The following is a 26,487-nucleotide window of genomic DNA, read 5'->3' on the forward strand; positions in this document are numbered from 1 at the left end:
ATTTACCTTAAGGTGCAGCAGGAACTATATGCACACCTTTTTTGCTATACCTAATTGTAAAATTATTAGTAGGCCCATGATTTATACCTTGAACATCGACATATTCACCAATAGGGCTATCGGTCTTGATCCTTTCTGTAGAACCAGGCTGACCTAGTGGAGCTTTATTGGGATTAACGTGTTGCCCAGTTCCAGCATATTGATTGACTAATTTTTGAGGGTCAATACCATCATTAATAGTGCTGCGTACACCGGACTGACTTGCAGTTTTATATTGGTTAGTACCTACAATATGCTTATTCTGACTTCCTTCAGCAATATTTAAATTTGGCTGACTCGCTGAAGGAAATCTATCTTCTACCTTTGTGCTTTGAAGTAAATTATTATTAACCTCTGCACCAGAACTATTTGACCCAGAGTCGCTCCCTGAACCACTCGTTACACTCTTAGTACCAAGCCCTAATCCAACAATCTCTGCCGCTAGTACAATACCATCTTTAATATCTTGGTTGGATTTTCCTAGTTCGGCATTTTCATAGTAATCGGGATCTTCTTGCTCATCTACAATACCATCCACAAAATCTTCTGTGCCTTCTCCAGTGACAACCCCTCCAGCGCCATTCAATACATCATCTATAGTGCTTGCGACTGACTCAATTGCATTCGAAACAGTATCAGAAACATTTGATGTCAGCTCTATTGCTTTCTCTACCGCATAGCCTGCAGCTTGCGTTACCACACCACCTGTCACTGCACCTAGACCAAACATTACCGCTTCTGCTGCTATTGGATTGGTCTCTGATAACTCGTCAATCGACTGCTGTATTTGACCAAGCCCTGCAAGGCCTTGCTCTACTATATTAGGGTTATCTGGTATTATTTCAATTGCAATAACGCCATCACTTCCTATAGTTACATTATTTGGAACGGTTTCTGTTTCTCCTTTAATATCAACTAACGCTGCAGCTGCCTCACTTTCATTAGCATTCACTACTTCCAGTGCTTCTAACCCAGCAACCACACCTGACCGAGACATAATCAGGTCAATGTCTTCTTGAGTGAAATCACCACGTATCAAAGCATCATAGAAATCTTCACCTGTGTCGCCTAGTTTCGCTCGAAGCTCTTCAGGCAAATCATCTCCAAGTACGGCAAGTTCGTCGGCGATAAAATCAGCACTGTTAATTAGGGCTTCTTTAGTGGCTTCAAAATCGTTAGCGATCTCATTACGCCCTGCTTCCGTCAGTAACCTGTGATCCACGGCCACACTGGCATCCAACCCACCACGCTCCATGTCTTTGGTGATTTCTTGGCTGGTTGCCACATCGCGGTTTACGTCTGCGAATTGCGCTTGGTCGTCAATGCTTTCCCCACCCACGGTGACATCTTAACAGGACAGGCACCCTAAGAGTCCAATATTATCAAGCCTTCAAGCTTTTTCTTAGAGCTTTGTAAATTACAGTAACATCAAAACCAATCTTTAATTGTACAGTCAGTAACCTCTATTACAGTTTAAAAAACACAAAAAATACATTCATCAATAAAAAGTAAAAAACCTCCAAGAAACAATCAAGGAGGTTTTTAAAAACCGCTATCTAAAAAATCATCTAAAAACGTATTTGCACCTAGGCAAGGCTTTTAGAAACAACTTCGTAAACGTCTTTCGACAGGTCTTGCGCCAAGATACGTTCAAGTTCTGCTTTCATTTTCTCGCTGCGTTTTGCTTCCATTTTTTTCCAACGGGTAAGCGGCGTACAAAGACGAGAGGCAATTTGTGGATTACGCGAATTTAACAGAATGATTTGATCTGCTAAAAAGTGGTAACCACTGCCATCTTCATTATGGAAACCAGAGATGCTCTGTCCAAACCCACCTAATACAGAACGGACTTTATTTGGATTTTTCAAATCGAAGGCTGTGTGTTCCATCAAGGCTTTAACACTTGCAACCGCATCACTACTATCTTGGCTTGCACTTAACATTAACCACTTATTCACAACCAGAGGTTCTGCTTTCCATTGTTCGTAGAAAGCCGCCAGCATATCTGTCGCTTTCGCATTGTTTGAATGCACGGCAATGGACAAAGCAGAAAATTGATCTGTCATGTTATTGGCTGTTCGGAATTGTTCAAATGTAGCTTGATGAGCTTGATCGCTGTTTGTTTCCACCCAATAAGACAAGGCTGTATTTTTCAACGAACGATGGGCAATGTCTTCTGCTGTCGCTTGATACTCGCCTTGAATATTATGTTTGTTATAAAGTAGTTCAAATTCACCAGACAACGCATTAGCCAGTAACGTTTTTAAATACTGACGCGCTTCTTTAATAGCGGCTGGATGAATCGGATTGGCTAACTCAGACAAATACGCTTGGCTCGGCAAGGTTAGAATGAGCGCAACCATGGCTGGGTCTAAGCTTTCATCACTCAACAAGGCTTTAAAACCTTTAACCAATTGCGATTCAAGGGATAATGATTCACCTGCAATCGACTGATTGATGAGCATAGTCAGTTCGTTGACTGCAATCTGCTGTGCCGCACTCCAACGATTAAAACCATCCGTATCGGAAGACATTAACAAGAGTAAATCACTGGTTGAATAATCATAATGCAACTTCACTGGTGCAGAGAAGCCACGTAATAATGAAGGAACAGGTTTAGACGTTAAGCCTGTAAATTCAAAAGTTTGTTCGCTCGAATTCAAATGTAATACATGCTCTTCTGACGTACTGCCACTTAATGCTGACGTAAGAACCTTACCTGAAGTGTCTAACAACCCTACTCGAACAGGAATATGAAGCGGCAGTGTTGTTGGTTGATTCTTAGTAGCTGGCGTTTGTTGCTTCATGGTTAAACGATAGGTTCCTGAAGCGCTATCAAACTCATCTGTTGCCGTGACAACCGGTGTGCCTGCTTGAGAATACCAACGTTTGAAAAGCGTTAAGTCGACGCCTGATGAATCCTGCATTGCGGTAATAAAATCATCACAGGTAACCGCTTGTCCATCATGGCGATCAAAGTATAGGTCAGACCCAGCGCGGAATTTCTCAGCACCCAATAAAGTGTGAACCATACGGACAATTTCTGCGCCTTTTTCGTAAATCGTTAAGGTATAGAAATTTGAAATTTCGATAAAAGAAGCAGGACGAACAGGATGAGACATTGGACCAGCATCTTCTGCGAACTGGGCTGTTCTTAAGAAAGACACATCTTCAACACGTTTAACGATTTCTGAATGCATGTCAGCCGAGAAGGTTTGATCACGAAAAACCGTAAAACCTTCTTTTAAGCTTAACTGAAACCAATCACGGCACGTAACACGGTTGCCTGACCAATTATGGAAGTACTCGTGTGCAACAATGGCTTCGACTCGAAGGTAAGAATCGTCTGTTGTGGTTTCTGGGCTCGCAAGCAAACAAGAAGAGTTGAATATATTCAGCCCTTTATTTTCCATTGCGCCCATGTTGAAATCATCAACGGCCACAATCATAAAAATATCTAAGTCGTATTCACGACCGTAAGCCTCTTCATCCCAACGCATGGAACGTTTAAGCGCTTCCATTGCGTAATCTACTTTATCTAGGTTGTGAGGCTCAGTAAAAATTTGGAGTGTTACTTCACGTTCACTTTGCGTCACAAAGGAATCGTTTTTAACCGCAAGGTCTCCTGCAACCAAGGCAAATAAATACGCAGGTTTCGGAAAAGGGTCATGCCAAACAACAAAGGTTTTACCCTCTTCAGTTTTGCCTTTTTCAACTTGATTACCATTAGACAACATCACAGGATAACGCGCTTCGTCTGCAATAATGGTCGTGGTGAAAACAGACATGACATCAGGTCGATCTAAGTAATACGTAATGTGACGAAAACCTTCTGCCTCACACTGAGTACAAAACATAGACGAAGAACGATAAAGTCCTTCTAAACGAGTGTTATTTTGCGGCTCGATTAATGTTTCACAAGTTAAAACAAACTCATCCGCTGTCGCGGTAATGATAAGCTTACCTTCGCTTATGCGGTACTCTTCTGGTGGTAACGCATAATCGTCCATTGCAAGACCAATCAGTTTAACGTCTTCTCCACCGTCTAAAACCAATGGCTCAGTAGATTTACCTGATGCAGGGTTACGACGCATGTGTAAACGAGATGTCACTACGGTAGTGGTTTCGTCTAGATCAAAGGTAAGCTCAGTTTTATCAATTAGAAAAGGAGGAACTTTATAATCTTTTAAATATATCGTTGAAGGCTGACTCTCTTTCATCTCTTCTCTCCTAAAATGTCAATGTCGCTTGGTAACTCGTGTACTTGCGAATATTTATTACCCCAGTATCTAATATCCAATATTGGCCTTTAATCCCCATTAAAGTCCCTTCAATGAGCGGTGTTTTCTCGGCGTTAATACTGGTTATCTTGGTGGGATATTCTAAAACGGGATAATTGAATTCGTGTGTTTCATTTTCATCAGATAAATCGGTAATAGATTGCAGGCCAAACTCATGCTGCAAGGCATCTAGGCCTTCATAAAGCTGGCCGATCAAGCGTTCTTGTTCTCGTTCAAGATCCATAACGATAGAAGAACCCTTCAACATGTTGCGCCAGTTTGTTTTATCCGCTACTTCAGATTTAAACAAGGTTTCAACTAGGCCAGACATTCTTCGAGTATTGACTCGAAATAAAGGTCGGGCTTGGGTAGCGCCTTGATCTATCCAACGTGTAGGCAGCTGAGTACCTCGAGTGATACCCACTTTTAATGCAGAAGAGTTTGCTAAATAAACATAATGGCTTTGCATACAGAACTGTTCAGCCCACTCAGGCTCACGACACGTCCCTAAATGGAAATGGCATTTCTCTGGGCTCATCATGCAAGTATCGCAAGCGGCCAACTTTCTAAAACAATTAAAGCAGTAACCTTGGCTAAAAGATTTCTTAGTGACTTTTCCACAATTCGTACAATGAATCGTACCGTCTATGTGTAAAGAGACCTTTCTTCCTAATAAATCATTTACTGCAACACGTTGATTCCCAAGGTCTAGATAATATTGAACATTATTATCTATTACTTCGGTCGACATTTTTTTGAGGCTACCTTGTAACATCAAATTTTTCCCTTAGGACTATCAACCCATTTAATCGTTTCATGCTCATTCGTTGAAGTTTTACTCTCACACGCATCATGGACTTTAGTGTCTATATAGCCGACTCGGTCTTTCTCTGTTTTGTTGCTGTAGTCGTAAGTAATAACAGCTTGTAGACATAACTCTGTTTGTTCTTCTGTTAAACGTACACCATTAGGCCATTTACCCAGTTCTACAGCTTGCTTTAAGCTCGTATAAACTTCTGGTGACATGTTGTCGATCATTTCTTTAAAATTCATGGGATACTCTCATCTAACGACGCCTACTAAGTGACGCTCAAACATTTTTATACGAACGTATTTTTGCTACAAACCAATAAACCAGACTTAACACCAAACCAGATGCTAAGCCAATGGTATGGGCTGTATTGGCAATACTGCCTAAACCTATCATTTCAGTCAGCGGTGTATAACCTACGACTAGCCACACCATGAAAAAAATCATTAATGGCTTCCTAATAATTGTTGGCCATTGACGGTTTAAAATAGGCATGAGCCATGCAAAGCCAATCAAACCGTAAACAACACCTGAAAGACCGCCAAAAAGAGGGTTTCCAGTAATTTCAAATTGTAAAACATTACTCACAATTGCGATAAGAGAAACACCCAGTAACCACAAAGACGAGCCAACGATTCGCTCTAAGCGTCGGCCTACATCCCATACCCACAAGACATTAAAGACGATATGCATCACACTAAAATGCAACAACGCAGGCGAAAAAAACCGCCAATATTCACCTTTGGTCATTAGTTCAGATAAAGGATAAAAACGAACTTGGTTACCGATGACCTCAAGTGGACTAATGGTGAAGTATCTTATCTTCATCACGTCCGAATCTAATTGTGTGATAGCCGCGACAATAAGAGCGGCTAAAATGATAATGACAGTCGCTGGTGCGCTACGAAATTGACTCATTAGACCCCTTGAATGATTAGGTTCTTGGTTTCTATTAAGATTAACGCGGAGTAATGCTTGAGGATCATCTTTCCACGTTTGAATTAATTGCAGCGTTGTTGCTTGGTGTGAGGGGTCTGACAGCCATAGTTCATTCTGGTTTTTATTCATTGTTATTTTATGGGATATTTTCAATCGCCATAATGTTTTACTCAGCATCACTGGGTCATCATTTACATCAAATTGATAAACTAAATACATAACCTACGCAGCACCTTTTAAACAAACATAAACAATTAAATTTTAAGCACGATAACTGCTTTGCCAGCCTAACTTATCACGACAAACATTATAGAAATCATGATCTTTAGGATGGATCAATCGAATATTCCCTGCTTTTTTCGAAATATGAATTTCATCACCAGGCGCAGCAGTAATATTAAGTTGCCCATCACAGCTAACACTTGGGTATGTAAGGTTTGACTCACACACAACAATACGAATTCGCGCATTCGCATCAATCACAATAGGTCTATTACTTAATGTATGCGGGTGCATAGGCACTAATACCAATGCATCAAGTTTTGGCAGTAAAATAGGTCCACCAGCAGACAGAGCATAAGCAGTTGAGCCTGTTGGCGTAGCAACAATTAAACCATCGGATTTTTGATTCATTACAAACTGATCATCAATAAATAGATCAAAGCGAATCATTCTTGCAGATTTACCTGGGTGTAGAACCAAGTCATTAAGAGCTATTCCCTCACCACTTGGTCGATTTTGACGTTTTATTTTAGCCTCAATCATGAAGCGTTTCTCTTCATGGTATTCACCACGAAAAATTGGGTCTAACTCTTCTTGTAAACGATGTGGAGAAATATCTGTTAAAAAACCTAATGTGCCTCTGTTGATACCTAATACAGGAATATCGTAGTTACAGATCGCACGAGCTGCACCTAAAAAGCTACCATCGCCACCAACTACCATGACCATATCACAATGATCACCTAACTCTTTTAGCATGGAAGACGCCACTTTAATACCTGGCATCATCGCCGCTAGCTGACCTTCAAGGACAGGTGCAATGTCTTTTTCTTGAAGATACTCCATCAGTTTTTTCACTGTTTCTATAATCTGAGGTTTGTCTAATCGAGCAATAATCCCAACACGTTTAAAAGGACTCATTCGTCATTCTCTTTCGTCTGCCAGTGTAATAAAAACAACCCACTTTGTGATGTTATCGCTTTATTTAGACTTTATGTGGGTTTTACATAAGTGTCGCAACCTTAACATGAAGCCGTCAACTCTCGCCATATGGTTAAAGCTATTCTCGTTATGAAGATTGAGTTTCAGACGATGATATAAACGGATTGCTCTCTGAAGGATAGCCTCTCCAGCCTTGCAGCCCTCCTGTATGGATAAATAATGTACGGGAATAAGGCCAGATACCCTTTTTAATTGCAGTTAAAATCGCGAACATACTCTTACAAGTATAAACAGGATCAAGTGCACTACTTGGATTAGCTATTGCAAACTCTTGTATAAAATCCTTTAATGCTTTGCTTTGCTTTGCATAACCACCTTCATGACAATCATCATGGAAAAATAATTTTTTTGAACAACTTATTTCAGAAGCACCTATTTCGACTACGTTTTTTTCAATGAGTCGATTAGCTAACTCAATAATATCGCCTTCTTGCTCTGCAGCACCTTTTAACGCACTAAAAACATGTAAATCAGGTGCTTTATCATAAGCTAGTAATCCAGCGGCGGTCGTTCCTGTACCTGATGATATAACCCATGCGTCGTACTCAGTATCAAGGTGGTAAATACTATCAGCCCAGTCTCGACAACCTAACGCACCTAGGTGTCCACCACCCCCTTCTGGAATCCAGTAAACATTCTCATAAAGTGTATTGATCATACTGGATACTTCAGAAGATGTTTCTAGCCGATAGTCTGATCTAGAGGATGGCCATAATTCAACATCACATTCCACAGCATCTCTTAATGTCGGCGTTAATTGTGGCTGCAACTCGCCACGAACAACCGCAACAGCTTTAAAAGGTAAATTTTTAAGCGTCATGGCAAACGCATGAAGATGGTTAGAAAACGGTCCTCCAAATGTTGCAATCACAGTCGCATTACGCTTTCTGGCTTCCTTTAGGTGATACTGAAGTTTGTGCCATTTATTACCAGGTGCGGTTGCATGCTCTAGATCTCCACGATAAATATCTACTTGATAATCGTGATGAGAAAGACATTGGTAAGATGCAGGTAATATCACAGAGTGTATTAATGACACAGATGGACCTAATCGAAGGAAAAGTTGAAGGATACGGTTTCGTAACAAACAATATAACCTATTAATAGAACCTTTGTTTATCTCAGTGATACATATCTACATCACCGACAAAGTCGGTACTTGCCGTTTAGCAGCCTTAATCTATTATTAAGCATGGTTTGATTTTATAAGTGTCACTTTCAAGTGCATTTTTTGTTAAAATTCCTACACTCATCATTTATGGACATGAAACGTGATTCCCAAACTTTCCGAAGCGTCACCTTTTCAGGCAAAATACCTTTCATTTATTGAGCGCCTTAATGCTTCAGGTTTTTCAGGAGACATACATCCAGATTTTACGAATGCGGCGACTCTTTCGATAGATGACCCACTTTATCAAACTCTACCTCAGGCGATTATTAGTCCTAAGAGTGAACAAGATATTCGCTCTCTAGTTGAACTATCTGCTTTAGAAGAATTTCAAGATATTGCATTTCTCTCTAATAGAGCAAAAAACGGTCTATTGATTACAGATGGATTAATCATCGATCTATCCAAACATATGGCCGATAGCAAGCTTGATGCTTCATTGAAGCTCAATGTCCATTCGTCAAAAAGAACATTATTGATGAGTGAATGGTTAAGAAGAATAAACCAACAGAAGTTCGACTTAAAAAAAGCCAGTAAAGCGATAAAACGGAGCCATTATCTAATCAGTTTCTTTCCAAAACTAAAAAACACTATTAGTAAGCGTCGTGGAGATTATGACTTTTCCAACGAAGTCTATGAATCTATGATGAGTTTCTCTCCCTGCGAGTTTTGCATAGACCAGGGCTCTAGCAATATTGAAATAGAAGCATTTAAAACAAATTTTCTTGAACTTTATCACAGTCGCTATTTACGCCCATTTAAAGATTATCTAATTGGCTTTTTAGAATTCATAAGTCCAGTCGCCTCCATATTTCCTAAACCTTATAATTGGATAATGGGTAGTCGCTGGGTTAACCGTATCAGCAACAAATATCTTGGTTTAAGCAATAGCACCCAGTTTAGTAAACTCAACCTTAAAAAAGAAATGGTACGCCGAGGTATTCGTTTAGCAACCCCCCTGTCGATTGAGTCTCTTAGTCCAAAAGATCGGCTACGAGCAGTGATTGTGATTCAAGATGTTTACACCAGCTATTTTGAAACAGAATTAGTATTAGATACGATGGAAATGTTAAGCCGTTTAGGCTTTCAAGCTTACCTCGCACCCTATACGCCAAATGGTAAACCATTGTATAAACTCGGCTTTATGAAGTCCTTTAATCGAGCTGCTCGTAAAAATCTTGATATGATACAGAATTTGTCTTTTTACGGATTGCCATTTATCGGTATAGATCCTTCTATGACTCTCACTTATCGCTCGGAATACGCTAAAAACTTTAGTACTAGTCGACAAATCCCAACTGTTCATTTTATGCAGGATTGGCTAGCGGGGAAAAAAGAACATTTAATCAAGCAACCATTGGTTTGTGAAAAATCCACTTACTATTTAATGGCCCATGAATCGGAAAAAACCGATTCGATAACATCAACACAAAATTGGCAAGAAATTTATCGCATTCTTGGGCTCGAACTGCATATAGAAAAGGTTAATTGCTTTAGTACGATTGACACAAATGAAGGTAAATCGTCTTGGGAAGAAGCAATAGTGAAACAAGAGCTTCATGATAAACTTGTTGCCACTGGGTACTTTTCCCGAAAACAAGCAAAACAGCTCAACAATGTCGATATCCCTCATCCAGCCCAAATACTATTAAAGCACTTAAGAGACATACCAATCATTTAATTAATATTACGTACAGCTAAGACTAGAAGATTCGAAATCTTGTTTTTTTACATCACTTTCAGCAAAGGAATACAATGAGTCACCAAAATTTATTACATGACAGTGCAGATGAACTCGGTCCAATTCGCGTTTTTGATGATGGCAAATACCGAATTTTATCATTCGCTGAAGGCGATGAGCAAAGTAGAATTAGAATATCAACACCTCATATCCTTCAGCATGAATATACGCAAGCAATGGTTTTACCTTTAATATTCTGCCAACCTAAACGAGTTTGCATTTTAGGACTAGGCGGCGGAACCTTACTTAACGCACTTTACCACTCCATTCCGAGTGTCCAAATTACAGCGGTAGAATTACGTCAAGAAGTTCTAGATGCAGCGCAGATGTACTTTAAGCTGCCTCAAGGAAAACGCATAACATTAGAAGTTACTAATGCTATTGACTATTTAGAACAAGGCTTACCGAAAAAAGTCGATCTTTTAATGACTGATATTTATAACACCGACGGTATGGATCGAGCCGTCTTGCAAGAAAGCTTTATAGAGAACTGCGCCAAAAACATCAAAGACGATGGTTGGTTGGCATTAAACTGCTGGAATGAACAAAAAGATCATGATGAATTAAACAACCTCATCAAAAAACATTTCATTGACGTTAGCGCCGTTGATACAGGTACTGGTAACTGGGTTATTATTGCAGGCAAAAAGAAATGTCATTTGGCAACAAAAGAACGTAAAGCGATCGCTCAAAAAATAGGCCTTCAACTAGATATCCCTCTCACTAAGTGGTTATCACGATTAACTCCTCTTTAAAAATCGTCATCAACCTCATACTGCTCAGCTTATAACTAGGCGAGCAGTAGAAACTGCCCAACAAAGAAATCTCAAGTCACATTTCTGTAAAGGTACCCACGTAGTATCCGTTTTACCAACTAACTATTAGGTAGAACGTCACAATGGAAAATAATCAAGCGGTACTTCCAAACAAAAGTGAATCTCAAAACTATATGCAATGGATAACTGTTGCTCTATTAGTGTATTTATTAATCTGCGCCGTTGGCATGATCGGTGGTGGTTTTAAAATGGCTGCTGGTGGTCATGCAAAAGAGCTATTTGCTTTTGCTAGCAACCCATTTGCAGGCCTGGTCGTAGGTATTGTCGCCACAGCACTGATTCAATCATCTTCAACTGTTACGTCAATCATTGTTGGACTGGTCGCTGGTGGGCTTCCTGTTGAATTGGCCGTCCCTATGGTTATGGGTGCCAATGTTGGTACATCTATCACAAATACCATTGTTTCTCTGGGCCACGTTCGTGCTAAAGAAGAATTCCAACGCGCCTTCTCTGCTGCAACGGTACATGATTTTTTCAATCTACTATCTGTTCTTATATTCTTACCTCTGGAAATGGCCTTTGGTCTTTTAGAAAAAACGGGGGGCTGGTTATCTAGCTTGTTTTACGGTTCTGGTGATTCATCAATCAAAAGCTTTAATTTTGTCAAAACCGCCACAGCGCCAGTTGTGAACACCGTAAAAAGTGCAACTCATTCCCTAGGTGATCAAATCGGTGGTATTACGCTTATATTGATTGGTATTGCTTTGATTTTTGTCGCAATCACCATGGTAGGTAAGCTACTAAAGAAACTTATGGTGGGTAAAGCAAAAGACATCATGCATACAGCAATCGGCCGAGGCCCTTTGTCTGGAATTATGTCAGGTACTTTGGTCACTGTTTTGGTTCAATCTTCTTCAACAACAACCTCTTTGATGGTGCCACTGGCAGGATCTGGTGCATTTAAGCTAAGAGAAATTTATCCCTTTACCTTAGGTGCAAACATTGGCACTTGTGTGACAGCTGTTCTTGCTGCAACTGCCGTAACAGGTAATGCTCAAGCCGCACTGCAAATTGCTTTTATCCATCTTGTTTATAACATTTTAGGCGTCGTCGTTATTTATGGCCTTCCCATCTTACGTAACCTACCTGTCAAAGCTGCAGAAGCTTTAGGTGCGACAGCTGCCGAAAACAAATTTGCGGCTCTTGGCTATATTCTAGGTGTATTTTTTGTCGCTCCAGCCCTTTGCTTAGGCATTAGCAGCCAACTTTAATTAAGGAGAATTATATGAGCAATTTACATGTGTTATCGACTGAAAGACTAAATAAGTTAATTGATGAAACACAACTCACACTACAAGAACTAAAAGAAGAAGTAGTTCGCCGTGAGCACCTTCAACAAGAACATGAGATCAAAGATTTAGATCATCATATGACAAGCGCAGAGTTTAATTTGAATAGCATCAAGAATTTTATTGCCTATCTTCTTGAAGAGTCTAAAAAGAATAAATAGCACACCTAAGAACAAAAAAACCTCAGTATCTATCAAAATGCTGAGGTTTTTTTATGGTTGAATGCAACTCAAAGCGTCGAAATAAAAATTAAGCCTTTAAGACACTATCAACTAATATTTTCGCTTCTTTTTCCAACTCAGCAAGATGCTCTTCAGAAACAAAGCTTTCCAAGTAAATTTTATACACATTTTCTGTGCCAGATGGCCTAGCCGCAAACCACCCATTCTTGGTGGATACTTTTAAACCACCAATAGCTGCACCGTTACCTGGTGCATGCGTCAATACACTTTCAATAGTTTCACCAGCTAATTCTGTTTGCGTTACATCTTTTGTATCAAGCGCTCCGAGAATATTTTTTTGTGCAGGTGTTGCAACGACATCTATGCGCTTATAAAAAGGTTGTCCGTATTTTTCTACTTGCTCTAAATAAAGAGTTTGTGGATCTTTACCTGTGACAGCCAATATTTCAGCGGCAAGTAAAGCCAAAATAAAACCATCTTTGTCTGTTGTCCAAACCGTCCCATCTTTACGTAAAAAAGATGCCCCTGCACTCTCCTCACCACCAAATGCCATTGAGCCTTCAAACATACTTTCTACATACCATTTGAAACCTACTGGCACTTCACAAAGTGTTCTATCAAGGCCTTTTACAACTCGATCAATCATTCCACTTGATACTAGCGTTTTACCAAATTGAACATCGTTAGGCCAAGCTTCTCGGTGCTGAGACAAATACTCAATCGCAACCCCTAAATAGGCATTTGGATTCATCAAACCAGATCCCGCACAAACAATACCGTGACGGTCGTAGTCTGGATCGTTACCGACAGCAATATCAAAATCATCTTTCAGTTTTAATAAACCACTCATTGAATAAGGTGATGAGCAATCCATTCTGATACGCCCATCTTTATCAACGGGTACAAAACGGAAGGTAGGATCAACCTCTGGATTCACTAGCGTTATGTCTAAGCCGTATTTTTTCGCAATAGGTTCCCAGTAATGTATACCTGAACCGCCCATTGGATCGACACCAATACGAACTTTTGCTTTAGCAATAGATGTCATGTCTATGATATTTTCTAGATCATCAACATAGTGATTAATGTAATCAAAAGGTTCAATCAATCCACTTTTTTCAACTTCTTCTGGTGTAAATCTCTTAACACCCTCAAGTTTTTTTCCTAATAGCTCATTCGCCCGATTAGCAATCCGATCTGTAATATCCTTATCTGCTGGACCACCTTTTATAGAGTTGTATTTGATACCTCCATCTTCTGGAGGGTTATGAGAAGGCGTAATAACAACACCATCACTAAGGTCGCTTTGAATTTTATTGTGTGTTAACACCGCATGAGAAATAACGGGGGTGGGTGTAAATCCGCCGTTTAATTGTATTCGAACTCGAACATTGTTTGCGGTGAGCACGCTCAATGCGGTTTTAAATGCCGCCTCAGACAATGCGTGAGTATCTTTACCAAGATAAAGAGGTCCCGTTATTTTTTGAGCTTGTCGATACTCTGCAATGGCTTGAGTAATCGCTAAGATATGGTCTTCATTAAAACTGACTAATAATGCACTACCACGATGACCTGATGTACCAAAGCTTACTTGTTCTTCTGGATGCGTTTCAATACGCGGCTTTTTTAGGTAATAAGCCGTCATGAGTTCGGGAATATTCACGAGAGAATCGTGAGGAGCCAGTTGTCCAGCTAAAGGATGAATTGCCATATTTAACGCCTTATAAAGTCTTTAAAACCGATCTAATTAGTCTCCCTTAAATCCATAAGTCTTTCAACGGTTTAACCGAGCAATAATAGAGTCTGTTGTTGCAGTGATCTTTAGGGAGACCTAAATCTTAACCACTCGTTGAGTAGTAATGGCTTCAGGTTTTGATACCCAAAACATCAGCCTTTTCATATTATTCGTTCCAAACGAGCTGCATAGCTCAATTTCACCTATTGGCTTAGACTTCATGAGCGCGCTCACGCTATCGGAATGGTTATCTAATAACCGACGTATAAGCTGAGCGGTAACGCCTTCACTTGGTTCAATAATCTCGCATTCATCACCTAACACCCTTTCAAACAAGTGCTTCACTAAAGGGTAATGGGTACAAGCTAACACTAAGGTATCTATCTTTTTTTCTAGTATTTCTTTACTGAGCTGATGAATGGTATCTTCTATCTTTTCTTGTGTTTCAGGCAAAGCGTCAATATCAAAAGCCAATGTGCCACTCGACATAATAGCCACTTGGCTATCTGCTTTCCAAAGATGAATTAATTGATTTAAACGCGCGCTTTTGGCCGTAACTGGAGTAGCAAGTACGGCCACTTTACGCTGTTTACTTATTCGAAAAGCAGGTTTCACCGCAGGCTCAACGCCAATGACAGGTAACGCTGTACTGGCTCTAAGCACATCTATCGCGGCAACAGTTGCTGTATTACAAGCCACGACAATGGCGGATACTTTTTCTGATTCAAAAAACTGACCAATTTTTACCAGCCTATCCTGTAACTGGGTAATGCTTTTATCACCATACGGTGCATAAGCCTCATCTGCTAAATACAACAAGTCGAGATAAGGTTGTTTATTATGTATAGCATTGAGGATAGTTAAGCCGCCAGCACCAGAATCAATGATACCAATTTTCAATTAGACGATCTCACGAGTACAAGGTAATTGAACAGGTTCTCTTTCAAGTTTTACACCATAACGGTCAAACACTGTACTTTTGATTTTCACTTCAAGCTCTAATAACGCTTTAGCCGTTCTTTCCGTATAATTCACCAAAACAAGCGCTTGCTTATCATATACGCCAACGCCCAAATATTTTTGCCCTTTCCAACCTGCTTGATCGATTAACCAACCAGCCGCAAGCTTATATTCACCATTAAATGGAAAAGACACTAATTGAGGAAAAGACGTTTTCAATTCATCGTGTTGCGCAACACTGATAATTGGGTTTTTGAAAAAACTGCCAGCATTAGCCAGCTTATCTGGTGAAGGTAGTTTTTCACTTCGTACTTGGCAGACGGCATTAAACACACTAAGAAGATCAGCTTCGCCATGGATTTGATTTATTAAACCGCCATAACTGAGCAAGAGTTCTGCTTGTTTTTTAAGTAAGATTTCTACCGACGTAATAATATATCTGTCTTTCCACTTACCTTTAAAATGACTGTCCCTATACGCAAAACCACAATCGTTTGCGTTAATCCAATACACATCTCCAGTCTCTCTATCAACGACTTGAACCCTAGTCACAACATCTTTAACTTCAACGCCGTATGCACCAATGTTTTGTACTGGTGCAGCACCCACTGTACCAGGAATAAGCGCAAGGTTTTCAATACCAAACCAGCCCTGCTGTACCGTATGTTCAACAGTCTGATGCCAATTTTCACCAGCTGCTACAGTAAGGCTAACAAAATTCCCTGAATGCTCCCTAGCTTGTATTCCAGTCAATCTATTTATAATGACTAATCCTGGAATGTCAGCAGAAATAAGTAAGTTACTGCCACCACCGATAACAGTGATATGCTTTTCAAAATGCTTAGCCCAAGCCAATAATACCTTTAAGGAATCTAAACTATCCGCAATAGCGAAATACTCTGCACAATAGGAAAAACGGAAGGTATTAAACGTCTCTAGAGACACATTTTTTTGAATGTTTTCTTCAATGTTCTGGGCAAATGAGTTTTCAGTATTAAATAGCATGGTCATGAAAAGGCTAAATCTTCTTGTTGTAGTTTACATGAATGGACGACTAGATTTGATGTTTAAGGTGACGTACAAACGCATTTGATATTTCGGTAAGATGTTCTCGCATTAGATCAAATCCTTCGTCACCACCATAATAAGGATCATCTACTTCGCCAAAGCTTACTTGTGAACTAAATTCACCAAACATGACAAGCTTTGCTCGACTTTGTTCAGGTTGTATTTTATGAAGATTTGCTAGATTTTCCTTATCCATTGCAAGAATCCAATCAAATTCATCAAAATCTGACAGCATAACCTGTCTGGCTTTTTGACCCGTGATGTTTACTCCATTCTTTCTAACGGCAGAAGTCGAACGCGGATCTGGAGACTTACCAAGATGGTACGCCGCTGTTCCAGCAGAATCTAACTCTAAAAACATGTTATTTTCAGATGCTATTTTTTCTAAAATACCTTGAGCTGCAGGTGATCGACAAATATTGCCTAAGCAGACTGTCAGTACTTTAAAGGATTTCATTTTGTAGAACCTGACTCTAATCGTTCTTCTGCTGTCAATGTACGAGCTTCCGTCTCCAATAGCACTGGTATGCCATCACGAACAGGGTAAGCCATACCGCCAACTTTACTAATCAACTCATTACCATCTTTACTTAGGGTTAACATTGATTTAGTAACAGGACAAACAAGGATATCTAATAGTGCTTTATTCATGGTAATCATCCACTTTAATAAGATTTAATTTTTCTAAAAAGGCTTGCTGAAATGTTTCCGGCAACACCATAGAAACAGGTAAGTACCAAACATTTGTATTTGATAGATTAAGAGATTGGCATTTCACCGCGTCTTTTTCCGTCATAATAACCCCATCATTAGTGGGAATATCTGAAACGCTAAATGAATGATGGTCTTTAAACCATTGATGGCTCGTATTTCTCTTCTCTAGACCTAATGTTTGCAATGTATCTATAAAACGTTTTGGGTTACCGATGCCAGCCATAACATGCCATTTTTTTTGTTCTGAAAATGCCTCACCACAACTTAATTGCCTAGTTCCATCTAACGATATTAATTGTGTAGAAACCAAAGGTGCCAAAACAATAGGCAAGTTAAGTGCTTCGAGTGTGTCTGTCATTTCATCTGAAATACTGACGATAAAATCGACATCATTGAGCCGCTCTACGGGTTCTCTTAATGGTCCAACAGGTAATAATTGACCATTCCCCAAACCTCGTTTGGCATCCAACATTGCAATTTCAATATCTCTATCAAGCTGATAATGTTGCATACCATCATCGCTGATAACGATATTAACGTCTGTTGTCGCAAGTAAATACTTAACTGCTGTGGCTCTTTTGGGGAAAACAACCAAAGGGCAATTTGTACGGCGAGCCAACATAACTGGCTCATCGCCAACCATACTGGCTAAACTATCTGCCTGAACACTCATTGGTTTATTAATATTAACACCATGCCCTCTTGAAACGATGCCAGGTCGATAACCTTGCTCGATAAGCAACTGGCAAAGAGCAACCACCATGGGAGATTTTCCTGTGCCACCAACACTGATATTGCCGACAATAATCACAGGGACTGGAGCCTTAAAAGACGCATCGCTCTCTTCTAAAAAAAACGTTCTTTTAGATTCAACGACATGCCTAACCAGAGGTTGAATAGGACGAAGTATATTTGTCCAACCACAATGCCCGTACCAAGAACGAGTAAAAAGTGATTCTATACTCACTGCGCTTGCTCTTTTTGTGCTGTATGCGCCAATTTTGTAATGCCTAATTTTGCAGCAGCATCATACACTCGAAGTACCATGTCATAAGATGCTTTTGCATCAGCAGTAATAATCAGAGGTTTATTATTGTCGCCTTTAGTTACCTCTTTCAACCCTTGAACAAGCGTACTAACTCTTTCATTAATAAGTGTCTGCCCATTAATCACATATTGACCATCCGCGGTAATAACCAGCTCTACATTTTTTGAACGGTCAGAGCTAGGCGCTTGGGATGTGGCTGTTGGTAAGTCTATAGTGAGCTCAGTGCTTTGATTAAACGTGGTGCTGACCATAAAGAAAATCAGCAACAAAAAAACAACATCAATTAACGGCGTTAAGTTAATTTGAACATCATCGATTTTTTGTCGGCGAAATCTCACTTGGTTACTCCCGGTTTATCACGATCACTATGCAATGAATCAACTAATTTAGTTGATTGTTGCTCCATAGTGACAACAAGCACGTCAATTCTACGACTAAAAAAACGATGAAAAATAAGAGCAGGAATAGCAACACCTAACCCTGCTGCGGTTGTTAAAAGCGCTTCTGAAATGCCGCCAGCTAATAACGCAGTATTACCTGCTCCACTTTCCATTAATACGGAAAAGACTTTTATCATGCCAACAACAGTACCTAACAGTCCCAACAAAGGGGAAATAGCGGCGATGGTACCAAGGGTGTTCATAAAACGTTCTAATTCATGAATAACATGACTCGCCGCTTCCCTAACGCTTTCTTTCATTGCATTACGGCCATGCTTTGAATTTAATAATCCAGCTGCAAAAATAGAAGATAATCCTGCTTTAGATTGCATAGAACGAATGTAATCAATTGTCATTCGGTCATCACGTAATCGCGTCATCACTTCATTTAAAAGACCGTTCGGAGCCACGCCAGCTTTACGAAGTGTCCAAAATCGCTCAAGAATAATAGCAAGCGTTAAAATAGAGCACGCCATTAACGGCCACATAAAAAAACCACCAGTTTGAATAAAGGCTAACACTTTGCTCTCCAATTTTAAGTATGTATGTAATTTAACACACTCTCTAACTTTTCTACACGTTTGCAAGTATCAGATTTAAAGAGAAAAAATGAATAAATGCAGGCGGAATGACGCAATGAAATTCGTTTTTTTTGAAAATAGAACCCTAGAGACTCTCCTGATGAAATCACCAGCCAATCAACCTGTAAAGCATCTAACATTTTAACAACTTCATCAGGCGCTTTCCGTTTTAAAACAATCCATTTGACATTGTGCTTTAGCAGATTTTGAGAAGATAACTCTCTAATATTTTTTGGCGATAGCATGTAACCTTTATTAAACCTGCTAGCTAGATAACCACCAAACATCAGTTCTTCGATTTCATTACCAGCCCAGGCATCTGATAATAAAATATTGTTTCCATTTTTCAAAAACAGTTCATTTTCGCTATTTAGCAAAGAAAATTCCGGGTTATTTATATCAATTATCATAGAAGAAAATAGTACAAACCAAATACAAATTACGCTAATTAAACTGCGCTTAAGAGGACTTTGATATACCCAAAAGCCTACTAGGAAAATCATAACCATTCTTGGAATATTTGACGAAAAAGTCTCAAAAAACAATAAAGGTATAGTAAAAGCAACCCATTCAAGACCACCAATAAGGTGAATTAGTAAAGAGTCCAACAGAGCATAACTGTAGGTAGAACCTAAGGCCAATACTTCAAGACAAGAAACAATGCCCCAAGGAAACCAGAGTAACGCGGCGAATGGAATGAGTAAGACATTCATTAAAATAGAACCACTCGAAATAGCCTCTTGCCAACCGAGAATCATCACCATAGAAGCAGTAGTTAGCATCACTTGTAGTATAAATAAACGGGATAATTTCGTTGCTGTCTGACAAAAACCAATTAATAAATACACCATACTAAAGGACAACCACAAACCTGGGCTTAATATAGACCTAGGCTCTATAAGCAAAACCAGCCATAAAGCCAAGGTAACAATACTATAAGCCGAAAACTTTAGAGCCAACATCCGAGAACATAAATATAGGCTTAACATAATTGAAGCCCTTACCACAGGCTCTCCCCACTCTGTTAAGTAAGCATAACCAAATAAAAGAGGAATAATAATTATCGCATCACAATGCCAACGTGTAATGCCTGATAACAACACTCTAGCCGGACAGGTTTGCCATACTAATCGACTGATTAAACGCCCAATAACAAACATAAAGCCCGTGTGTAGACCTGAAACCACAAATAAATGCGCTAGTCCTAGTGTACGAACTATCCAAGTGTCTCGCTCGCCCCATAGATTATCCTGACCTAGTAATAACGCCTTTGAAAAACGCCACGATGAAAAGCTAGAAAATGCTTGATCTAACTTAATAAAAAAACGCTCCCTTATAGACAACTTTAATGGAGTGGCTATATTAAATTTAACGCTAGAAAATTGAAGGTTCAGCTGAGCAGACTGCCGTTTAATATAAAGATTACGCTGCCACCATGGGCCATTTTTATCGGGCAATGTAATGCGGTCGATGACACCATGCAAAAAAACATTTGCAGATTCATTATTATATTCATACAAATGAGCGTTAGTACGAGTAAGGGAAAAATTATTAAGTGTGTGGAGGTCACCATCTTGAGAGAAGTAAACAATACTAAGATTATCCCCTTCTGGCACTGAATGAGCGTCTATAAGACTCACATCTTTGATGATTAGCTCTTTATCAAAAAAATTAACGAGCACTTTTTGTCCGATATTTAATGCTAAAGGCCTTTCATTTGAAAACTCACTAAATATGACGATAATTAAGGACAGTAAAGTCAAACATATGACTATTAAACTCTTTCTGTAGATTAAGTAGAGACACATCAAAATGATATGCGTAGAATACACCCACAAATAATCACTCGGCACCAAAATGGCGCCCATCAAAATGGACAAACTACTTAGTAACATAAGACCTCCATGTCTTAAATTGCTAAACTATTTTCTACCTGATTATGCCGAAAAGCCATTTAAGAAAATTCATACCCAACCCTGAGAAGCTTAAGAAAAGTAAAGCGTTAGGACTCTTAGGGTCTCAAATTTATGAAGCCAACTTATGGCATTTAAATCGAAAATCAGTCGCTCGTGCATTCTTTAATGGTTTATTTTGGGCTTTCATCCCAATGCCCTTTCAAATGCTCGCATCGGCTTTACTTGCCATTCCACTACGGGCAAACATTCCTTTATCTATAGCACTAGTATGGATAACTAATCCACTAACAATGCCATTTGTCTTTTACTTCAACTACAAAGTAGGCATTTTAATACTAGGCTCGAATGATACAAAGCACTTCAAACTTTCCGTTGAATGGATATGGGATAAAATGGAGCATATTTGGCTCCCCCTTTATGTCGGTTCAATTGCATCTGGATTGGTAATAGGCGCCATTGGCTATGCCATTATTATTGTTTCTTGGCGCTTTCACGTCATTAAGCGTTGGAAAGAGCGCAAGTTACGTAACAAAAACAACTAATAAATAACGTAAAAAGCCAAGGCAAAAAATTGCCTTGGCTTTTTACGTTATTACACAGACTTACTTAAAATATCTTCCGCTCTATCCTATGAAACATCAGATTCTTTTAACATTTGTAAATCACCCTGCGATAGTCGATAGGCAGAGTCCATCCAGCTAAGCATTTTTTCGTCATGAGTCACGACAAGAAATGCCATATTATAGGTAGTTTTGAGTTCATTGATTAGGTTTTGAATGTCCAAAGACGTCGCCTCATCTAGATTACCTGTAGGCTCATCCATCAATACACAAGCAGGCCGATTCGCCAACGCTCGTGCAATTGCGACACGCTGCCTTTCGCCACCCGATAGTTGTGATGGTTTATGATTCAAACGGTCTTTTAACCCAACTTGAGCCAACAGCTCTTCACCACGTAATTTAGCTTCTTTTTTATTAACACCAGCAATCCACATTGGCATCAAGACATTTTCTAACGCTGTGAACTCTGGTAATAAGTGATGAAACTGATAAACAAAGCCCATTTCTTTATTACGCATTTTAGAGCGTTTTGCATCTTTCATACTAGACCAGGACACTTGTGACAACTTCACATCACCAGACGTTGCCAAATCCAACCCAGCTAACAAATTTAATAAAGTGGTTTTTCCTGAACCAGAGGCACCAACAATGGCACAGGCTTTTCCTTTGTATAAAGCCAGATCAATAGATTTAAAAACATCAACAATCTGCTTACCATCTTGATATTGCTTAGAAAGCGATTGGCACTCTAGTACTATGTCACTATTCATAGCGCAATGCCTCCGCAGGCTCTACTTTCGACGCTCTCCACGCTGGATATATTGTTGCACCAACCGTCATGATAAAGGCAGAAGATACAATCAACTCCACATCAGACCATTCAAGCTGTGACGGTAAGTAATTGATAAAATATACATCTGCGCTTAAAAACTCAACATTCAATAAAGTTTGTAACCCAGCAATTATTTCACTCACATTGAGCGCTAAAGTCACGCCCAATACGACACCAATAAGTGTACCCAACATACCAATAAAAATCCCTTGTACGATAAAGATCCACATTACTTGACCAGATGTTAGCCCCATTGTTCTTAGAATCGCAATATCATTACGCTTATCTGTTACCACCATAACCAAAGTAGAGACAATATTAAACGCGGCTACAGCAACAATAAGTAGAAGCAACAAACCAATCATGGTCTTTTCCATCTTGATTGCTTGAAATAAATTACCGTGAGTTCTAGTCCAATCACTGACTCTATTCTGTCCAGGTACTGCACGAGCAATATCCCAGATATGAGAAGGTGCAACAAACAAGTCATCAAATGAAATTCTTAATGCTTCAACAGAGTCTTCTTTATAACGCTTTAATTTAGCAGCATCTTTTATATTAATATAAGCAAGACTACTGTCTAACTCGGCCCCTACTTCAAAAGTTCCTACGAGCGTAAAACGTTTTAAAACGGGTGCAACGCCGACAATAGAAACATTCGCTTTTGGCAGAATAGCAGTGACTTTATCGCCTATCTCTACTTTGAGCATTTTCGCTAACTGTGCCCCCAACACGATACCAAATCGAGTTTCATCAAGTGCCTCTAACGACCCAGTCGCTATATTCTCGTCAATAATAGAGACCTTTTTTTCCATCTCTGGGTTGATGCCATTTAAAATAGCACCATGAACACTAGAACCAGACTGAAACATAACTTGGGCTTGAATATTTGGAGCTACTCCTACAACATTCGGCATTTTTTCAACAAGCTGAGCAGTAGATCGCCAATCATCTAGTTCTGGGTTCCCCCATAAAGTAGCATGGGGAACCATACCTAAAATACGTTGACGTAATTCACGATCAAAGCCATTCATTACCGATAAAACAGTAATAAGGACCATCACACCAAGAGCGAGGCCAGCAATAGAAGAAAAACTAATAAAAGAAATAAAATGATTGGAGCGTTTTGCACGTGCATAGCGCAAACCGATAGCAATGGGGAGGAAATTAATCAATGTGTATCCTTATCCTTGCATAGCAAAAATGGAGGAAACTAAGTTCCTCCATTATAAACAAAGTCACCAATCTGAAGTTATGCGTCGAAATCAATACCAATACGACGACCTACATCTTCATAGGCTTCAATAACACCACCTAAACCCTGACGGAAACGGTCTTTATCTAATTTTTCTTTGGTTTCAGCATCCCATAAACGACAGCCATCCGGAGAGAACTCATCTCCTAATAAAACTTCACCTTTGTAAATACCAAATTCCAGTTTGTAATCAACCAGAATCATTCCGCCTTTTGCGAAAAGAGCCTTTAATACATCATTAACCTTATAAGTAAGCTCTTTGGCTTTAACAAGGTCCTCAGCTTTCGCCCAACCAAAAGATTCAACATGTGACTCGTTGATCATTGGATCGCCTAATGCATCGTTCTTAAGGAACAATTCAAATGTTGGTGGCGTTAGAGTAATACCTTCTTCTACGCCCAAACGACGGCATAAACTACCAGCCGCTACATTTCGAACAACACACTCAATCGGCATCATATCTAGACACTTAACCAGCGATTCAGTTCCACTGAGTAATTTTTCAAAATGAGTAGGAATGCCAGCTTCTTGTAGTTTTGTCATGATGAAAGCGTTGAACTTATTATTAACCATACCTTTACGGTCTAGCTGTTCAATTCTTTTTCCGTCAAATGCCGACGTATCATCTCGAAATACTAGAACCATTTTATCAGGATCATCTGTACGAAATACAGATTTTGCCTTGCCAGCATACAGCTCTTGTCGCTTTTCCATTGGAAAGTCTCCGGTTTTCATTTTATAAGGAATGATTTTTTCTTTAGTTTACAAAACGTTGTATCAGATGAAATGAAACAACTTCAGGGTATTCCATTTTTGAGACATCAATATATAAAAAATCACCAGCTTTTTGCTGCGTGATTTCATAAGAATATTCACGTTTATCCCAACTAACATCATCTAAATCACGACGACGTACGCTGAATAATTTTTGTTTTTCACCATTAGCTATTGGAATGCTAAAATCTACCACATCACCAATACGCGCTACCTCTTCTTGCGGTACTGGAGCAAGTACATTCTCAGAACCTTCCATGACATACATTCCAGCCGCGTTTAATTTTGCATCAATTTCAGCAAGGGAAACATTATTTCCTAAATGAATAGAGTAAAGACCGCTATGATTGATCCAAATTGGAGAATCTGGAGTATCGTCAATATTAGATAAATAAGCAGAAGATTCATTTAATTTACGACCTATTGTTCCCCATAATCGGATTGCAGTAGAGTATGCATCTTCATTTTTAATTGGGCTCATCCAATCACTAGGTTCACTGTCTTTTTGCTCTTCACGGAATTGAACCGACACCAATGTACTTCCTTCAATTACTGTAAATTCAAAAGAGAAGGCAGTTCTTGCAGGGTACACACGAGTAATGCTACTCCATAATGACGCCAAACTACCTTGCGGATGAAACTCAAAAGGTACTGAAGTGATAAGACTCTCTGTTTGCGAAGAAATAGACTCTCCAGCACCATATAGAGCAGAAAGGAAATCAACAATAATATGCTTAGATTGAGATACATTCGCTGGAATAGAAAATTCAATTGCATTATCTTTTTCGGTTATACCAACAGCAACCATAGGGTAAAAGATAAACTTAGCACGTGGTGTTACAAAAGGTTTAGACGACTCTAAATCTGCAATTGTATTTTCATTTGGAATAACCAAACGATCATTAGATGATGTTGAATTAGCTGGCGCCTTCAATGAGTTCTCAACTGGCTTTTCATCTTGATAATCATTTGAGTGGTCCGTATACAGCGAACTACAGCCCGATAATAGTAAAGTAAATGAACTAATTCCAATAATTTTCGAAGTGAGTTTTTTCATACTAATAGAACTCCAGCTTGAACCATCGCGTCTCTAACGGCGGAATGATACTGTTCGGATAAAGGGGTTAATGGCAATCTAATACCTTCATTACATAAACCTAATTGACTACAAGCCCATTTAACCGGAATAGGGTTAGATTCTAAGAACAAATTTCTATGCAGTAGCTTGATACTATTATCCATAGCATGAGCTTTTTCAGTGTCACCAGCCAATGCAAACTCTGCGGCTTGAGCCACAGCTTTAGGCGCTACATTTGCAGTTACAGAAATGTTGCCTTTACCCCCCATCAACATAAGGGAGACCGCTGTTGGGTCATCGCCAGAATAAACAGCAAAACCTTCAGGTACTGCTTTAACTAGTGCCTCACCGCGCTTTAGATCGCCTGTCGCATCTTTGACACCTACGATGTTCTTAATCGTAGAGAGCCGCACTATGGTATCGTTTTGCATATCGCACACGGTTCGGCCAGGGACGTTATAAAGAATTTGAGGAATATCGACTGCATCAGCAATCGCTTTAAAATGAAGATATAAACCTTCTTGTGTCGGTTTATTATAATAAGGCGTTACCAGTAAACAAGCATCTGCGCCTGCTTCTTTAGCGCGTCGCGTAAGATCAATGGCTTCATGGGTTGCATTTGCACCAGTACCTGCAATAACAGGAATACGGCCATTTACAGTAGTAACAACTTGACGAATAACATTTGCATGTTCTTCGTTTGTCAATGTAGAAGATTCACCGGTTGTCCCTACTGCGACAATACCGTGAGTCCCCTCATTAATATGAAACTCTATTAGATCATCTAATTTTTTAGTATCTACAGCGCCATCTGGTGACATAGGTGTAATAAGCGCAACTAAACTACCTGTGATCATTCCGAGTCTCCGATAAAATTATAAGCGCGCCTATAGTAACGTCCAGACTCTGGTTTAACAATAATTGAGGTGCGTAAAGCAGGTGTAAATTAATAAGAAACATTATTCAAGGGGATTTTCACCCTATGTGTTGATAAGCTAATAATATTCCAGTCACTTT

26 protein-coding genes are annotated in these 26,487 nt (G+C 39.4%); 5 read left to right on the top strand and 21 right to left on the bottom strand.

What is annotated here, in order from left to right; genetic code table 11:
• Window positions 1-7: 7 nt before the first annotated feature.
• The 7 genes from IF202_RS17745 to IF202_RS13835 all read right to left on the bottom strand — a co-directional run bounded on the left by IF202_RS17745 (window position 8) and on the right by IF202_RS13835 (window position 8,332).
• Window positions 8-1,378: a polymorphic toxin type 50 domain-containing protein gene (locus tag IF202_RS17745; protein WP_191595486.1), complete on the bottom strand. Its 1,371-nt coding sequence runs from the start codon at window positions 1,376-1,378 to the stop codon at window positions 8-10.
• Between the two features lie 247 nt (window positions 1,379-1,625).
• Entirely contained in the window at window positions 1,626-4,259 is a 2,634-nt protein-coding gene (pepN, locus tag IF202_RS13810; RefSeq protein WP_191595487.1) for an aminopeptidase N, read from the bottom strand.
• Between the two features lie 10 nt (window positions 4,260-4,269).
• Window positions 4,270-5,094 carry a DUF2797 domain-containing protein gene (locus IF202_RS13815; protein ID WP_191595488.1) on the bottom strand — a complete coding sequence of 275 codons (825 nt, stop codon included), beginning with the start codon at window positions 5,092-5,094 and terminating at the stop codon, window positions 4,270-4,272.
• Entirely contained in the window at window positions 5,094-5,372 is a 279-nt protein-coding gene (locus IF202_RS13820) for a YeaC family protein (protein WP_191595489.1), read from the bottom strand. The genes IF202_RS13815 and IF202_RS13820 overlap by 1 nt, the downstream gene beginning before the upstream one ends.
• Window positions 5,373-5,409: 37 nt before the next feature.
• Window positions 5,410-6,288 (bottom strand): rhomboid family intramembrane serine protease, encoded by an 879-nt coding sequence (locus IF202_RS13825; RefSeq protein WP_191595490.1) that lies wholly within the window; start codon window positions 6,286-6,288, stop codon window positions 5,410-5,412.
• Window positions 6,289-6,330: 42 nt separating this feature from the next.
• Window positions 6,331-7,212, bottom strand: coding sequence for an NAD(+) kinase (locus IF202_RS13830; protein WP_191595491.1), 882 nt, complete (start codon window positions 7,210-7,212; stop codon window positions 6,331-6,333).
• Between the two features lie 148 nt (window positions 7,213-7,360).
• Complete coding sequence (locus IF202_RS13835) at window positions 7,361-8,332, bottom strand: 1-aminocyclopropane-1-carboxylate deaminase/D-cysteine desulfhydrase (RefSeq protein ID WP_191595492.1); 972 nt, start codon at window positions 8,330-8,332, stop codon at window positions 7,361-7,363.
• Window positions 8,333-8,564: 232 nt separating this feature from the next.
• On the opposite strand from IF202_RS13835, the gene IF202_RS13840 reads away from it, so the two are divergent.
• From IF202_RS13840 to IF202_RS13855, 4 genes are all read left to right on the top strand, one after another.
• Window positions 8,565-10,142 carry a (Fe-S)-binding protein gene (locus tag IF202_RS13840; protein ID WP_191595493.1) on the top strand — a complete coding sequence of 526 codons (1,578 nt, stop codon included), beginning with the start codon at window positions 8,565-8,567 and terminating at the stop codon, window positions 10,140-10,142.
• Between the two features lie 74 nt (window positions 10,143-10,216).
• On the top strand, window positions 10,217-10,957 hold the full coding sequence (locus IF202_RS13845) for a spermidine synthase (RefSeq protein WP_191595494.1): 741 nt from the start codon (window positions 10,217-10,219) through the stop codon (window positions 10,955-10,957).
• A gap of 143 nt (window positions 10,958-11,100) precedes the next feature.
• Window positions 11,101-12,249, top strand: a complete 1,149-nt coding sequence (locus IF202_RS13850; protein ID WP_191595495.1) for a Na/Pi symporter — start codon at window positions 11,101-11,103, stop codon at window positions 12,247-12,249.
• Between the two features lie 14 nt (window positions 12,250-12,263).
• The gene (locus tag IF202_RS13855; protein ID WP_191595496.1) at window positions 12,264-12,488 is read left to right on the top strand and encodes a hypothetical protein; all 225 of its coding nucleotides are present in this window, start codon (window positions 12,264-12,266) and stop codon (window positions 12,486-12,488) included.
• A gap of 88 nt (window positions 12,489-12,576) precedes the next feature.
• On the opposite strand, the gene pgm is transcribed toward IF202_RS13855, so the two are convergent.
• The 9 genes from pgm to IF202_RS13900 all read right to left on the bottom strand — a co-directional run bounded on the left by pgm (window position 12,577) and on the right by IF202_RS13900 (window position 20,737).
• Window positions 12,577-14,220: a phosphoglucomutase (alpha-D-glucose-1,6-bisphosphate-dependent) gene (gene pgm, locus IF202_RS13860; protein WP_191595497.1), complete on the bottom strand. Its 1,644-nt coding sequence runs from the start codon at window positions 14,218-14,220 to the stop codon at window positions 12,577-12,579.
• A 120-nt stretch (window positions 14,221-14,340) separates the two neighbouring features.
• On the bottom strand, window positions 14,341-15,144 hold the full coding sequence (murI, locus tag IF202_RS13865; RefSeq protein ID WP_191595498.1) for a glutamate racemase: 804 nt from the start codon (window positions 15,142-15,144) through the stop codon (window positions 14,341-14,343).
• Window positions 15,145-16,215 (bottom strand): UDP-N-acetylmuramate dehydrogenase, encoded by a 1,071-nt coding sequence (gene murB, locus IF202_RS13870; RefSeq protein WP_191595499.1) that lies wholly within the window; start codon window positions 16,213-16,215, stop codon window positions 15,145-15,147.
• A gap of 43 nt (window positions 16,216-16,258) precedes the next feature.
• Window positions 16,259-16,729 carry a low molecular weight protein-tyrosine-phosphatase gene (locus IF202_RS13875; protein ID WP_191595500.1) on the bottom strand — a complete coding sequence of 157 codons (471 nt, stop codon included), beginning with the start codon at window positions 16,727-16,729 and terminating at the stop codon, window positions 16,259-16,261.
• Window positions 16,726-16,923, bottom strand: coding sequence for a Trm112 family protein (locus tag IF202_RS13880; protein ID WP_191595501.1), 198 nt, complete (start codon window positions 16,921-16,923; stop codon window positions 16,726-16,728). The genes IF202_RS13875 and IF202_RS13880 overlap by 4 nt, the downstream gene beginning before the upstream one ends.
• The gene (lpxK, locus tag IF202_RS13885; RefSeq protein WP_191595502.1) at window positions 16,916-17,953 is read right to left on the bottom strand and encodes a tetraacyldisaccharide 4'-kinase; all 1,038 of its coding nucleotides are present in this window, start codon (window positions 17,951-17,953) and stop codon (window positions 16,916-16,918) included. Before lpxK ends, IF202_RS13880 begins: the two co-directional genes overlap by 8 nt.
• Window positions 17,950-18,372, bottom strand: coding sequence for an ExbD/TolR family protein (locus IF202_RS13890; protein ID WP_191595503.1), 423 nt, complete (start codon window positions 18,370-18,372; stop codon window positions 17,950-17,952). Before IF202_RS13890 ends, lpxK begins: the two co-directional genes overlap by 4 nt.
• Window positions 18,369-18,995, bottom strand: a complete 627-nt coding sequence (locus IF202_RS13895) for a MotA/TolQ/ExbB proton channel family protein (protein ID WP_191595504.1) — start codon at window positions 18,993-18,995, stop codon at window positions 18,369-18,371. The genes IF202_RS13890 and IF202_RS13895 overlap by 4 nt, the downstream gene beginning before the upstream one ends.
• 14 nt (window positions 18,996-19,009) lie before the next feature.
• Window positions 19,010-20,737, bottom strand: coding sequence for a ComEC/Rec2 family competence protein (locus IF202_RS13900; RefSeq protein WP_191595505.1), 1,728 nt, complete (start codon window positions 20,735-20,737; stop codon window positions 19,010-19,012).
• A gap of 257 nt (window positions 20,738-20,994) precedes the next feature.
• On the opposite strand from IF202_RS13900, the gene IF202_RS13905 reads away from it, so the two are divergent.
• Window positions 20,995-21,513, top strand: a complete 519-nt coding sequence (locus IF202_RS13905; RefSeq protein WP_191595506.1) for a DUF2062 domain-containing protein — start codon at window positions 20,995-20,997, stop codon at window positions 21,511-21,513.
• An 86-nt stretch (window positions 21,514-21,599) separates the two neighbouring features.
• On the opposite strand, the gene IF202_RS13910 is transcribed toward IF202_RS13905, so the two are convergent.
• From IF202_RS13910 to dapA, 5 genes are all read right to left on the bottom strand, one after another.
• Entirely contained in the window at window positions 21,600-22,301 is a 702-nt protein-coding gene (locus tag IF202_RS13910) for an ABC transporter ATP-binding protein (RefSeq protein ID WP_191595507.1), read from the bottom strand.
• Entirely contained in the window at window positions 22,294-23,538 is a 1,245-nt protein-coding gene (locus IF202_RS13915; protein ID WP_191595508.1) for a lipoprotein-releasing ABC transporter permease subunit, read from the bottom strand. The genes IF202_RS13910 and IF202_RS13915 overlap by 8 nt, the downstream gene beginning before the upstream one ends.
• Window positions 23,539-23,615: 77 nt before the next feature.
• Window positions 23,616-24,332, bottom strand: coding sequence for a phosphoribosylaminoimidazolesuccinocarboxamide synthase (purC, locus tag IF202_RS13920; protein WP_191595509.1), 717 nt, complete (start codon window positions 24,330-24,332; stop codon window positions 23,616-23,618).
• Window positions 24,333-24,375: 43 nt separating this feature from the next.
• Window positions 24,376-25,449 carry a hypothetical protein gene (locus tag IF202_RS13925; RefSeq protein WP_191595510.1) on the bottom strand — a complete coding sequence of 358 codons (1,074 nt, stop codon included), beginning with the start codon at window positions 25,447-25,449 and terminating at the stop codon, window positions 24,376-24,378.
• Window positions 25,446-26,327 (bottom strand): 4-hydroxy-tetrahydrodipicolinate synthase, encoded by an 882-nt coding sequence (dapA, locus tag IF202_RS13930; RefSeq protein WP_191595511.1) that lies wholly within the window; start codon window positions 26,325-26,327, stop codon window positions 25,446-25,448. The genes IF202_RS13925 and dapA overlap by 4 nt, the downstream gene beginning before the upstream one ends.
• Window positions 26,328-26,487 lie beyond the last annotated feature (160 nt).

Source organism: Marinomonas colpomeniae (assembly GCF_014803385.1).
Taxonomy (GTDB): Bacteria; Pseudomonadota; Gammaproteobacteria; order Pseudomonadales; family Marinomonadaceae; genus Marinomonas; species Marinomonas colpomeniae.